The following is a 13,498-nucleotide window of genomic DNA, read 5'->3' on the forward strand; positions in this document are numbered from 1 at the left end:
TTTTTTGTTAAACATTAATAATTATTTTACGATAAAACTTATTTATTGTTAATTAAATTGATTAATTTTATTATTGTTGTTTATTTGATTAATGGATGATGGGTTTATGCTTTAATAATAATTATTCAATATTGAATTGATTATGAAAAAAAAATTCCTTTTTATTGTCTTTTTTGTAATAAACCTATCCTTTTATAAATCGCAGAAATACAGTAAAGTACAATTGGATAGCATACTTACTCAAGCTCAGGATTTTTTTATGAAAACTCCTAATAATGCTGTTCCGCTGAATGAAAAAAATTATAAAATATTTCAAATAGCCGGTTATTCTAAAGGCATGATAGAAAGCCTGAACATGCTTTCTATATCACATTTAAGTGTGGGACATTATCAGACAGGTCTTTCCTATGCTCAGCAGACCGAGAAACAAGCTTCAGAAATAGATGATTACAAGAATATTTCTAATGGATTGCGATTATCAGCATTGATATATTCTTTTCTGGGATTACATTCAGATGCAAAGGAAAACTTCGCGAAAGCCTTTTCTGTCTCAGATAAAATAACTGATTCTGATGATTTTTATGAAACCAGAGGAAACTTGTATAATACCAGAATAGAGATGTCATTTTATAGTACAACAAATCCTATGGCTCTTTCTGAATATCTTGACTATGCTAAAAAAACAGCAAATGCCTTTGCAAAAATTAAAAATATCAAAATCAGAAATAATTATTTAAGCGCTGCATATTCAACCTTAGGTCAGTTTTATGCAGATAAAAAAATGTATGATTCCTCATATCATTATTTGAATAAAGCTTTAGAAATGGCGAGAATTGATGGAAATCTTCATAATGAATGTATTGCACTTCATAATCTATCATATGCATTAAGAAAGCAGGAAAAATATGAGGAAGCTATAATTTACATAGAAAAACTTATTCCTCTTTCCCAAAAAGCGAATGAAGTTAATATACTGCAGCTTTCCTATAAGAATATGCAAAGATCATACAAGGAGCTGGGGAATAAAGAAAAAGAACTGGAATATATCAATAAATATGATGTACTTACTGATAGTTTGTCAAGGAAAGATAAATCACTGAGAGAGACTTCTATCCAAAAAATAGCATTGGAAAGGGAAAAAACATTCATTGATGAAAAAGAAAAGCTTTATTTTCTCATTATAGGAGTTTGTTTATTGTCAGCTCTTGTCGGTTATTTCGGTTATAAGACATTTGTCAATTATAGACGGGAAAGAAAAAAAATAGAACATAAAGAAAACATCATTGAGGAAAAAGAATCTCAGCTTACAGAGCTTAAACAAAAGGTAAATAATGCTTTTGAAGAAGTAGTGGAGCTGGCTAAAAAAGATGATTCTTCTTTCCTCGCCAGATTTAGTGAAGTATATCCTGACTTTATTCGCAAACTAAATCTTGCATACCCGGATCTTACCCCCGGACAGCTAAAATTCTGTGCATTATTAAGGCTTAACTTTTCTACTAAAGAAATTGCATATTATAATAATATAGGGATAAGAAGTGTAGAAATAAAAAAAGGACGCCTTCGTAAGCAATTGAATATTTCATCTTCTGAAGATCTTAATAAATGGATGATGAATCTTTAAGTTGCAATTCTTCAAGTATTTGTAATCTAAATCTCTCTTTCTGATAAGGATTAAAACTTTTATAATAAATAATAAAAATTCCTCCTGCTGACTGCAATATTGAGTTGGTGGGAGGTTTTTAATTAAATACAATTAATAATGTTGTTAAGCTTGATGAATTTGTAGATTTGATAATTTTATCTGATTGTCAATTGTTTGCGTTAGTGTTGTGAATTTGTTGTAGTTGTTTTTTTGAGAATAAGATTTTTTTTTTGTCACTTTACAACATAATTACAGAATGATCATAAAGTTATGAATCTCAAAAAGCTGAATATCGGATCAGCTATCAAAGATACTGCTGATAAAAAGGGAAATAAAAATGCATTGTATCTGTGATTTTTTTAAGTACATTAAAGTAGAAGTTTTGACAGTGTATGAGTATAAATCTTTAGACGCAGATATGCTGGTACGTTAATGCGAATTTCTGGAATATGATTTTTTCAGGCTGTATTCTCAACATTACAGTTTCCAAATGAATTTTCAAAACAGACATTAAATAATCCTTCCCAGATGTTACTATTATATAATCAGATCTAGATTGCAAAATCTCCGACAACAATTAACTTTAAAATACTTATTAGAATGAAAAAAAATCTAATTTTTGGATGTTTTCTGCTTGTTTCATCATTGGCTTATTCACAAGTGGGAATCAATACAACAAGCCCTCAGGGAGTTCTGGATGTCGTAAGTACTACTGGTACATTTATCCCTCCCAGAATGACTACAGCACAAAGAAACCTTCTTGTAGCACCCCCTACAGGAGCTGTTATTTATAACACTACGACCGCTGGTTTGGAATTTAATTATGGTACCCCCGCTTCTCCAACCTGGAAATCGCCTGTTACTGCTGCTAGCGCGTCTTCAAACATTGTACTGGCAGGAGGTTCTGTAGATGCAGAAGCACCCCAAAAAATTGGTGCCGCAACAATACCCGGTAGTACGGTTGATGGACAAGGTTATTTTCAGTTTTCATTTAATTTACCTGCATCCGCAAAATGTAAAATTGACTTATATCCCACTACCTGGGCTAGTACAAACACTGGTGTGGGAACAAGGTTGTATATAGATTATGTAAGTGCCAGCAGTACACCAGTAGCTACAGTGGTTACTGCAACAACTTCTCCTGATAACCTGCACATAGTGGTGCCTTACAGTTATGTAACCCCCAGTAATCTATCTGCCGGAAATCATACTATAAGAGTGCAGGCCGGTACTACTTCCAAAATAGATAATAATGATAAAATAACTTACTCTTATCTATGTTGGAATTAATTTAGTCCCTGATTAAGCAATTATTTTTAATTAAAGAAACCGGGAGGAAAAGTGTTCCGGTTTTTTTTATTAAGACATTTTATAAAAACATATCAAAAAATCCTAACTGAAGAAAAGGAATTAATCTTTGAATGATAAATGATTTATTAGATACAATTCATTTAAATCTATAAAATTTCTTATTTTATAATTATATAACTGATTATCAATGTGTTGTATTCGAGTTGTAAATTTGTTGTAGCTCTTTTTTTTGAAGATAAAGAGGTTTTCTTTCTCTTTGCAGAAAAAAATTTAACAACACTAAGAAATGAAAAAAAAATTATTACCCTTGCTTTAATGGCAACTGCTATTTCGGCTAACGCTCAGGTGGGCTTGAATACTTCAAGTCCCGCAGCAACATTAGACGTGGTAGGAAAACCTACGGTTACCTCAGCGTTAGACGGTATCATCCCTCCAAGGATTATAGGAAATCAATTAAGAGCCAAAAATTATACTGCAGCTCAAACAGGGACTTTAGTATATGTCACAGCAGCTGATACAGCGCCAGCAGGACAAACTGTAAATGTAACAGCGGCAGGACTGTATTCTTTTAACGGAACTGTATGGAACGTGGTTACTCCACCTGCAGCCAGCGCTCCTGTTGCTACAGGATCTGTTATTTATGTGAATGGGCAACAGCAAATAGCTCAGGAAATTTCAGCAAGAATGGATGCAGACTGGAATGTTCCTGCTAGTACAGATAAAAGTATTGGAAATATAAATACTGAAATCATTGACAATTATTCTACTTTTACAGGAAGTGCTACAGGAAATAGCTTTACAGTGAATGCTGACGGAACTTATTTGGTCTTGATGAACTTTTCTTTACAGGCAGGTTCTACTAGTGCTGTAGATGGAAATTGCTATTATGGAGTATGGAGCATTACCGACAATACCTGGGTGGCAAAAAATCTTGAGACCAATGTTATCAGTATTGGAGCAGTGAAAAATTTTGCATTTTCTGTCGCTATGGAACTTCAGACTGGTAAAACATATTCGTTTTATATCAACCAGGCCAGTAATCCGGCTTTAATGAGAGGACAACTAAATAATACTCCATCTACTTTTTTCTCTGTTAAACGTTTAAAGTAAACAATATTCTTTAAAATTAGGTATAGATTATATTCAATAATAATGAAAAAAAGAACTGACAGATAGTGTGAAATCTGAATTTATTTCATAAATATTCATTTCCATTTTTCTTGAAAGTACAAAGAAATAATTGAATTTATGTACAAAATCAGCAAAAAGAATAATGGTCTGAGAGACCATTAGTTTTCATTCTTGAATTTTAATAATGTTAAATTTCATTATTAAATGTAGTGTATTTGTCTAAACCATTCAATTTTTGAATGGTTTTTGTATATCATATTTTAAAATTAGAATTATGAAAAATACCATTGCTGTTATAGCATTATCTTCTTTCTTAGCGGTTACCACCTGTAAAAAGGGCAAAACAACAGAATCAACCTCTGAAAAGACAGAAAACCAAGCTTTTGAAAGGTTTATAGTAGACTCCGTAAAAGTAAATGATTCCGTAAAGGTAACAGATTCATTACAGCTTTCTTTTACTTCCAAGCTATTGGTTTTCCCTACCTTAAAAGATAAAAAGTTATTAGACAGTATCTATTTCCAGAATGAGAAAATTACAGACTTCTCTAAAGCCGGACTTCAGGCTTATCTGAATAACGAAAAGAACAATTACTTCAATTCTGTGAAAAACGATAATAAAGATTGGGTGTCAGATGTTACTTATGCCCAAAGCTGGTATTCAAACTCACATATGAACCTGATTTCTAATACAAACGGATATCTGCACATACAATATCTGGGAAGCGGATATCAAGGAGGAGCACATGATAATTATGGTTTCTCGGAAAGAGTTTTTGATCTTAAAAACAGCAAAAAATTAGAATTAAAAGATATTACTTCAATGCCTAAAAATAAGATTGAAGCCATTCTGATGAAAAATATTGATAAAATTAACAGCGGAACGATGGACGGTGATGGTGAAGTGAAAAACTCAGAAATGTTATTGGTGGATAAGATTCCTGCATCAGATAACTTTTATTTTGATGATAAAAACCTGTATTTTCATTACAGTCCGTACGAAATTGCAGCTTTTGCTGCCGGAGATATTACAATTCCTGTTTCATGGGAGGATCTAAAAGGAACTTTAACTACAGAATTTAAAGAAAGAATGAAAATTAAGTAAATGTTCAGGAAGTATTTTGTATTTTTACGTTGATGAAAAAACAACATTTATGGTCAATTCACATTTGGCCCCAAAATTATCAGTAGTTTAAATGAGTTTAAATATAAGGTTGAAAAGAGGCTGTATCAAATGTCCCTCCTCTTTCGGACTTCTTGTCTGACAACTTTGTCATTTAGAGATTCTCAGAGTATTATTTTACCTTTTGAGGCAGTTTCTTTATCGCGATATTGAAAATTAGAATCAGAATTTATGAAAAACACCATTGCTATTTTAACATTATCCTCTTTGCTGACAGTAACTGCTTGCAAAAAAACTGAAAATAAATCTTCTGAAAAACTTGTGGCAAATTCTCTCGAATTTATAGACTCATTAAAAGTTTCCGATAAAAAGAATCATGAGAAAATACCGCTTTCTAATATTTTGGTTATTTCAGATCATGACTTGTCACAACTTTTGAAAATAAGGTTGGAAAAAACAACTATGATGAAGCAGATGAAAAAATATGATCAAAAATGCTATAAAACATTGTCTAAGTTTCAAATTTCCAAAGCGGAAAATTTTTATTTTGATAATAAAAATCTCTATTTTCACTATGATACGAAAGACATTGCAAAAGATTGTGAGCTTGGAGATGTTATCATTGCGGTTTCTTTTGATGATGTGAAAGGACAATTAACTTCAGAATTTAAAGAAAGAATGAAAATTAAGTAAATTAATGCTTCCAGTTCAGGAAGCATTTTCTATTTTTGCGTTGATGAAAAAAGTTGCATTTATTATCAATCCATTTTCAGCCAAAAAAAATTATCAGCCGTTTTTGAACGAGCTTAAAAGTAAGGTTGAAGATCCATTATATTACGTTTCAGAATCTATTCTGGGAACCGATGACTTTATTAAAGATCACTTTGATGAAGTGGATGTTTTTGTGGCCATAGGAGGAGACGGAACTATTTCCACGGTAGCAAAAAACCTTATTAATACAGATAAGATTCTGGCTATTTTTCCTGCAGGATCAGGAAACGGATTTTCCAATGAAACCCAATTCAGTAAGAATCTGGATGAACTTTTAGATAAAATAAAGGTCAAAAACTCCAGAAAGATTGACACATTCACGGTGAACGACAGGCTTTCAATCAATGTTTCAGGGACTGGATTTGACGGTAAAGTGGTCAAAGAATTTGAGAAAACAAGCCGTGGATTCAAAAACTATATTAAAGTTTCTCTGAAAACATTCTTCAATTATAAGCCAATCAAAGTGAAGTTTGTTGATGAAGAGTATCAACAGTACAACGGGCGTTACCTGATGATGAACATCGCGAATACACGCCAGTTTGGGAACAATGCCTATATTGCCCCAAAAGCAAATAAAAGTGATGGATTGGTGGATATGGTTTTGGTAAAAAAATTTCCATTGACTTATTCCGCACTGTTTGCTTTCAGAATGTTTACCAAAAGACTGAAAGATGATGAGTATGTGACGTATCTTCCGGTTTCCGAAATATCATTTAAAGTAAATACCAAAAACTGGCATCTGGATGGTGAATTCAATAAGATAAAATCACCAATCCATGTTAAAGTGCAGCCTGCGAGTTTGAATATTTTGGTTTAAGGTTTAAGGGTTCGAGTTTATTTTGTTGCGAGTTGCGGGTTGTTTTTTGTTTCTGATAACCCACAACGCTAAACCCTCAAACACTCCCATTCTCAAACTCCCTACCTACACTTCCAGTTTTTTCTCCATTTCAGCCGGATGATCCAGACAGTATTGAAGCTGTTCTTTATCAAGCTGTTTTTCCCAGTTGGCAACTACTACGGTTGCTACAGAGTTCCCGATTACGTTGGTTAGAGCCCTGCATTCGCTCATGAATTTATCAATCCCAAGAATCAAAGTCATTCCTGCAATCGGGATTTCAGGAACTACGGCTAATGTTGCAGCCAGTGTTACAAATCCGGCACCTGTAACTCCAGCAGCCCCCTTTGAACTTAACATAGCTACTAAAAGAAGCATTAGTTGTTTTTCAATCGGAAGATGAATGTTTAATGCTTGTGCAATAAAGAGAGAGGCAAGTGTCATATAAATATTAGTACCATCAAGATTGAAAGAATATCCGGTAGGAACTACAAGACCTACAATGGCTCTTGAGCAGCCTGCTTTTTCAAGTTTCTCCATGATTCCCGGCAGGGCAGATTCCGAAGAACTTGTACCCAAAACAAGAAGAAGTTCTTCTTTAAGGTAGAAAAGGAGTTTAAAAATATTAAATCCGTTATACCATGCTACCGCTCCCAAAACCAAAACAACAAAAAGAATAGACGTAATATAAAATGTAGCAACCAGAAATATAAGGTTCAGTACAGAATGGAGGCCATATTTCCCAATTGTAAATGCCATTGCTCCGAAAGCTCCTATTGGGGCCAATTTCATAAGCATATGAACAATTTTAAACACCGGAGTAGACAGATCCTGTAGAAAATCCGTGACTTTCTGGCTTTTTTCTTTTGTTAAAACCAAAGCAACTCCCATTAAAATAGCCACCAAAAGAACCTGAAGAATATTTTCACCCACCAAAGGACTGAATAAAGTTTCAGGAATGATGTTCATAATGAAGCCCGTAAGTGTTGATTCGTGAGCTTTTGCCTGGTATTGTGAAACATCACCTGAAAGGGTAGAAGGATCAATATTTAAACCATGACCCGGCTGTAAGATATTCCCAACTATTAATCCGATGATGAGAGCAAGGGTTGAAAAGGTGAAAAAATAGATCATTGCTTTGATGGCAATTCTGCCTACTTTTTTCAGATCGGTCATATGGGCGATTCCTAAAGTAAGGGTAATAAAAATTACCGGAGCGATAATCATTTTTACTAATTTGATGAATCCGTCTCCCAAAGGTTTCATTTTTTCTCCTAATTCAGGGTAAAATTTTCCAAGAAGGATACCGGCAACAATGGCTATAATCACCTGGAAATAAAGCTGATTGTGTATTTTTTTTGTTTTCAAAGAACAGTCGTTTTGTTTTTTTAAGGGCGAAAATTAAGAAAATTTATCTAAAAACATGACAAAAGTCATTGAAAAGAATCTTTTACACTGGCTTTATATGCCAAAAACTCCGGGTTGATTTTTAAAGGGATAAAACCTTTAAAAATCAACCCGGAGCTATATATAATTCTGATTAATCTTAAATGTTATTATTCCACCGCTACAGAATCATCTCCACGACCATCTGCGACAGCATGAATATTTCCTTTTTCATCAAGGACAATCATTTCTGTTTTGCCGATGTATTTGGTCTTTTCAATCACATAATTCTTGCTTTTCAGCTCGGAAATAGTACTTTCTGGGAAATTGTTTTCTACGGTAATGGTTTCCGGCAGCCACTGATGATGAAACTTTGGTGCATTGACTGAGGTATTGGCATTCAGTTTAAAATCTACCACATTTACAATAGATTGATACACGGAAGTCGGGATTGTAGTTCCTCCGGGCGTTCCTACTACCATAAAAGGTTTTCCATTTTTAAGGATAATCGTTGGAGTCATGGAAGAAAGCATTCTCTTATTAGGCTGGATAGAATTGGCTTCTCCTCCTACAGCTCCAAACATGTTCGGTACACCCGGTTTTATGGAGAAATCATCCATTTCATTATTTAAAAAGAATCCGGCTCCTGAAACTAAAACTTTACTTCCGTAATAACCATTAAGAGTTGTGGTTACAGAAGCAGCGTTTCCATCCTTATCCAATACGGAAATATGAGTAGTCTGCATAGATTCTTTAGGCTGTTCTATAATCTTACCAACTTCTGCACTTGGAGTAGCCTTGTCAAAACTGAAGCTTTTCCATCTTCCTTTCAGATAGTCATCAGAGATCAGGTAAGATGTTTTGTCCTGAATAAAATCCGGATCACCCATATATTCTGCTCTGTCTGCATAGGCCCTTCTTTCTGCTTCAGTCATAATCTGAACAGCTTTTGTAGAGTTTTGCTGGTATTTTTCAAGATTTTCAAAACTGGCCATTCTTAGCATTTGAGCAAGAAGAACCCCGCCGCTTGAGGGTAAAGGCATCGTAACGACATTGCTTCCTTTATAATCAAATTCCAGTGCTTTTCTTTCCGCAACTTTGTAATTTTTAAGATCTTCCAGCGTGATGATTCCGTTGCCTCTTTTCATTTCGGCAACCAGAAGATCAGCGGTTTTTCCTTCATAAAAACCTTTAGCACCTAATTTCTGGATAAGTTTCAGCGTTTCGGCTAAGTCTTTTTGAACCAAAAGATCTCCGGCTTTCCATGGAGCATCTTTTACAAAAAGGATAGAAGATTTATTATGTTTCTGGAATTTCTCTCGCTGGCTGTTCAGCATATCTGCTTCCTTATCGGTGATAGCAAATCCTTTTTCAGCAAGATCAATAGCAGGTTGAATAATCTTTTCCATAGGTAATTTACAATACTTCAGGGTGGCAAAAAAACCAGCTACGCTTCCGGGAATTCCTACTGCCAGTCTTCCGTTTTGAGAAAGATCCGTATCTGCTTTTCCTTTTTTATCAATATACATGTCTCTGAAGGCCTTTTTGGGAGCCGTTTCTCTATAGTCCAGTGTGAATTTTTCACCATTACTTTTCACGCCTACCAAAAATCCGCCACCTCCGATGTTTCCTGCCTGAGGATATACTACAGCAAGAGCATATTGTGTTGCGGTAACTGCGTCGTAGGCATTTCCTCCCATTTTTAAGATTTTGGCTCCTGCTTCACTGGCTAATGGATGTGCAGAAACTACAACACCTTTATTTTTTACCTGAACTTCCTTAATAATATTGATATCTGTGAACTGAGCCCAGCTGAGTTGAGCTGCCAACAGCATCGAAGCAATTAAAATCTTCTTCATATGATTGTTTTTCTTTGAAACAAAATTATTGAATTTTAAGTTAATGTCAGCTGATGATGATTGTATTTGATTATTTCTATTGTTTATGAGAATTTTGATGGGCTTTCAATACCTTTTAGCAAGGAAATATTTTAAACACACCTTTTTTATTATGGTTGACATGTTTTTTTTACTTTTGTACAATCCTAAAAAAAATGTGAAAATGGAATCCTATACGGAAAGAATACTGATTACAGGTGCCTTGGGACAAATTGGTACCGAATTGACGAACAGACTTGTTGAAATCCACGGAGCTGAAAACGTGGTTGCTTCAGGATTAGACAGATGGCAAGAAGGAATTACTTCTGCCGGACACTATGAAAGAATGGATGTTACCAATACCCAATTGGTAAGACAGGTGATTAAAGATTACGATATCACCACAGTGTATCACCTTGCTTCGCTTTTATCCGGAACTTCGGAAAAGCAGCCTATTTTTGCTTGGAAACTAAATCTTGAACCACTGCTTCATTTTTGTGAAATGGCGAAAGAAGGGCTTCTTAAAAAGATCTTCTGGCCAAGTTCTATTGCTGTATTTGGAAAAGGAATTCCAAAACATGATGTAGGACAGGATGTGGTGTTGAACCCAACAACTGTTTACGGGATCTCAAAAATGGCAGGAGAGAAGTGGTGCGAATACTATTTCGATAAATATGGTGTAGATGTAAGAAGTATCAGATATCCTGGATTGATCTCATGGAAAACTCCAGCAGGCGGTGGAACTACAGATTATGCAGTTGAGATTTTCTATAAAGCTATTGAAGATGGAAAGTATACAAGTTTCATTTCTGAGAATACAGGAATGCCGATGTTGTATATGGATGATGCCATCAATGCAACTCTGAAATTAATGGAAGCTCCTAAAGAAAGTGTAACGGTTCGTTCTTCTTATAATTTGGGTGGAATGTCATTTACTCCGAAAGAATTGTCAGATGAAATCAAGAAAGAAATTCCAGATTTTACGATTGATTATAACCCGGATTTCAGACAGGCAATTGCAGATTCATGGCCGGCTTCGATTGATGATTCGGTAGCAAAAAAAGACTGGGGTCTGACTTATGATTTCGGAATTTCTGAAATGACAAAAGATATGATCAAGAATTTGAAGGTAAAATTAGGAAAGGATTAATAATGTAAAGTATTACTTTAATTATTTATTGATTTAACATCTGATTTGTAGTATTTTATATAATTTATATAAACTTTAATTTAAATGGTATTATTAACTTTTAACATCACGTGTATTGAAGCTGAAGTAAAAAATGGTGTCCAGATTACTGCTGATGAGAGACTGAAAATTATAGAAGATAATACCAGAGCAATTCTTAGAATTTTAGATATTCATGATATCAAATCAAGTTTTTTTGTAGAGGTTTCTCTTACCGGAAAACTTCAGAATTTAATAAAAGCAATTTCATCCAAAGGGCATGAAATTGCTTTTTATAATAAAGATTCCAATCCTGAAGAAATTGAAAATGCCAAGAAGAATATTCAAGATCTTTTGGAAAAACAAATCAGAGGAATTCGGCAGAAAGATGTAAAAGTTTCGCAGGAAATTTTGAAACTGATGGAATTTAATTACGTTTCCAATATTGATAATGCCAATATACTTTTTCCTTTCAAAAGGCTCAAAAGAGATACGGAAATTACAGAAGAGGACGGGCTGAGTGTTGTTCCGGAAAGTATCTCTCCATACAGCCAGCTTCCTTATAATGATTTTGTTTTTCAGATTCTGCCGATGAAGTATTATCAGAATATGGTTCTGGAAACTCTGCAGAATGAGGAATTTGTGTTGATCTATCTGAATACATGGCAGTTTACAGACTTTAAAAAATATCGTTTTGATATCCCATTTTACCGAAGCTTATTTTCGGGCAAAAAAATGGAGGACAAATTAGATGCCCTCCTTACTTTTCTCAATGACAGGGAAATGGCTACTTCCCGTATGAAAGATTATATTTTTTAGGTGATAGGTATTAGGTTGCAGGTTTTAGGGAGTTTGAGAGTGGGAATGTCTGAGGGTTTAGTGTAGTAGGTAATCAGGAACAAAAACAACCCGCAACTCGAAACAAAATAAACTCACTACCAGCAACTCATATCTCAAACCCATAATAAAATAAACTCGCAACTAACAACCCGAACCCCGCACTTCTAGCTCAACTCAAAAAGGGTAATCTCCGGCAATACACCCACTCTTCCCGGATATCCAAGTACACCAAATCCTCTGTTTACGTACAGTAATTTTCCTTCACTTTCATATAAGTCAGCCCATTTTGGATAGCGGTATTGTACCGGTGACCATTTTACATTTTTGAGATCTAAGCCAAACTGCATCCCATGGGTGTGTCCCGAAAGGGTCAGATGAATGTTGGAAGGGTGTTTTTTTACCACATAATCAAAATGGGTAGGGTCGTGGCTCATTAAGATTTTGGTGGCAGATTCTGGTACACCATTTAAAGCATCATCTATTTTACCGAACTGAGGAAAGGGTTTTAATCCCCAGTTTTCAACTCCTAAAATGTAAAGTTTCTCGCCGTTTTTTTCAATTACTCTATGCTCATTTCTCAACATGTCGAAACCAGCCTGCTTTTCATAACCGATCAATGTTTCAAGGTTTTCTTTTTTGGCATCAGGTGATGCCCATGTTACGTAATCTCCGTAATCATGGTTTCCTAATACCGCAAATTTGCCGTCTTTAGCCTGAATTTTTGAGAATAAAGGAATAAAGGGTTTGAACTCATCCGCAACGTTATTCACCATATCTCCGGTAAATAATACCAAATCAGGCTTCTGTTCGTTGATCAGGTCAATGGCATGCTGCAGCTTGCTCGGATCAGAGAAACTTCCACTGTGGACATCGGAAATCTGAATAATTTTGTAACCTTTAAAACTTTTGGGAAGATTGGCGAAATTAACTCTTACCCGTCTTACTTTGTGTCTGTATTTTCCAAACGTAATTCCGTCAATAAAAAGAGCGGAAAGAACACCACTCATGCCAAGTCCTACAAGACTCAGGAATTTCCTTCTTTCCGGGAAGAAATTTTCCGAGGGTTTTGCAAAGCCAATAAGGTAGCCTCCGACTCTGAAGATATCATCAATTAATAAAAACAGAACCACGAAAATTTTTGGAAGGATAAAAATCAAAAATAATGAAATCATAATCTGAGCCCTTACCATACTTCGGTCTGACCTTTGGTAATGAGTGACTTCATAGGCGAAAAATCCATATACAGCTAACGAAATTACCCAATATCCGATTTTGATCCAGGAATTATCAGTAAGTGTTCTGATGGCCTGATAAATATACACTTCCAAAAAAAGGAAGATTCCAGCGATGATTAAAAGATTCTTTTGCATGTTCTGATCAAAAAAGCACAAAGAATAACTTCCCTGTGCTTTTATAT

General features: G+C 34.7%; 11 protein-coding genes. 8 read left to right on the top strand and 3 right to left on the bottom strand.

What is annotated here, in order from left to right; genetic code table 11:
- The first annotated feature begins 259 nt into the window (after positions 1-259).
- From LKL37_RS02250 to LKL37_RS02275, 6 genes are all read left to right on the top strand, one after another.
- On the top strand, positions 260-1,621 hold the full coding sequence (locus tag LKL37_RS02250) for a transcriptional regulator (RefSeq protein ID WP_431608963.1): 1,362 nt from the start codon (positions 260-262) through the stop codon (positions 1,619-1,621).
- A gap of 621 nt (positions 1,622-2,242) precedes the next feature.
- Positions 2,243-2,932, top strand: coding sequence for a hypothetical protein (locus tag LKL37_RS02255; protein ID WP_431608964.1), 690 nt, complete (start codon positions 2,243-2,245; stop codon positions 2,930-2,932).
- Between the two features lie 336 nt (positions 2,933-3,268).
- A complete protein-coding gene (locus LKL37_RS02260) occupies positions 3,269-4,063 on the top strand; it encodes a hypothetical protein (RefSeq protein ID WP_431608965.1) in 795 nt (264 codons plus the stop codon).
- A gap of 295 nt (positions 4,064-4,358) precedes the next feature.
- Entirely contained in the window at positions 4,359-5,186 is an 828-nt protein-coding gene (locus tag LKL37_RS02265) for an RsiV family protein (RefSeq protein ID WP_431608967.1), read from the top strand.
- A 249-nt stretch (positions 5,187-5,435) separates the two neighbouring features.
- Positions 5,436-5,897, top strand: a complete 462-nt coding sequence (locus LKL37_RS02270) for a hypothetical protein (RefSeq protein ID WP_431608968.1) — start codon at positions 5,436-5,438, stop codon at positions 5,895-5,897.
- 4 nt (positions 5,898-5,901) lie between these two features.
- A complete protein-coding gene (locus tag LKL37_RS02275; protein WP_431608969.1) occupies positions 5,902-6,792 on the top strand; it encodes a diacylglycerol/lipid kinase family protein in 891 nt (296 codons plus the stop codon).
- 105 nt (positions 6,793-6,897) lie between these two features.
- Here the strand turns inward: LKL37_RS02275 and LKL37_RS02280 are convergent, their stop codons facing one another.
- Together LKL37_RS02280 and ggt are read right to left on the bottom strand one after the other, a co-directional pair.
- Positions 6,898-8,178 carry a dicarboxylate/amino acid:cation symporter gene (locus LKL37_RS02280; RefSeq protein WP_431608970.1) on the bottom strand — a complete coding sequence of 427 codons (1,281 nt, stop codon included), beginning with the start codon at positions 8,176-8,178 and terminating at the stop codon, positions 6,898-6,900.
- 188 nt (positions 8,179-8,366) lie between these two features.
- A complete protein-coding gene (gene ggt / locus LKL37_RS02285; RefSeq protein ID WP_431608971.1) occupies positions 8,367-10,055 on the bottom strand; it encodes a gamma-glutamyltransferase in 1,689 nt (562 codons plus the stop codon).
- Between the two features lie 202 nt (positions 10,056-10,257).
- Between ggt and LKL37_RS02290 the strand changes: the two genes are divergently transcribed.
- The gene (locus tag LKL37_RS02290) at positions 10,258-11,223 is read left to right on the top strand and encodes an NAD-dependent epimerase/dehydratase family protein (RefSeq protein WP_105701664.1); all 966 of its coding nucleotides are present in this window, start codon (positions 10,258-10,260) and stop codon (positions 11,221-11,223) included.
- An 84-nt stretch (positions 11,224-11,307) separates the two neighbouring features.
- On the top strand, positions 11,308-12,060 hold the full coding sequence (locus tag LKL37_RS02295) for a polysaccharide deacetylase (protein ID WP_431608972.1): 753 nt from the start codon (positions 11,308-11,310) through the stop codon (positions 12,058-12,060).
- Between the two features lie 185 nt (positions 12,061-12,245).
- Here the strand turns inward: LKL37_RS02295 and LKL37_RS02300 are convergent, their stop codons facing one another.
- On the bottom strand, positions 12,246-13,451 hold the full coding sequence (locus LKL37_RS02300; RefSeq protein ID WP_431608973.1) for a metallophosphoesterase: 1,206 nt from the start codon (positions 13,449-13,451) through the stop codon (positions 12,246-12,248).
- Positions 13,452-13,498: the final 47 nt, after the last annotated feature.

Origin of the sequence: Chryseobacterium sp. 'Rf worker isolate 10' (genome assembly GCF_050753305.1) — a bacterium.
GTDB lineage: Bacteria > Bacteroidota > Bacteroidia > Flavobacteriales > Weeksellaceae > Chryseobacterium.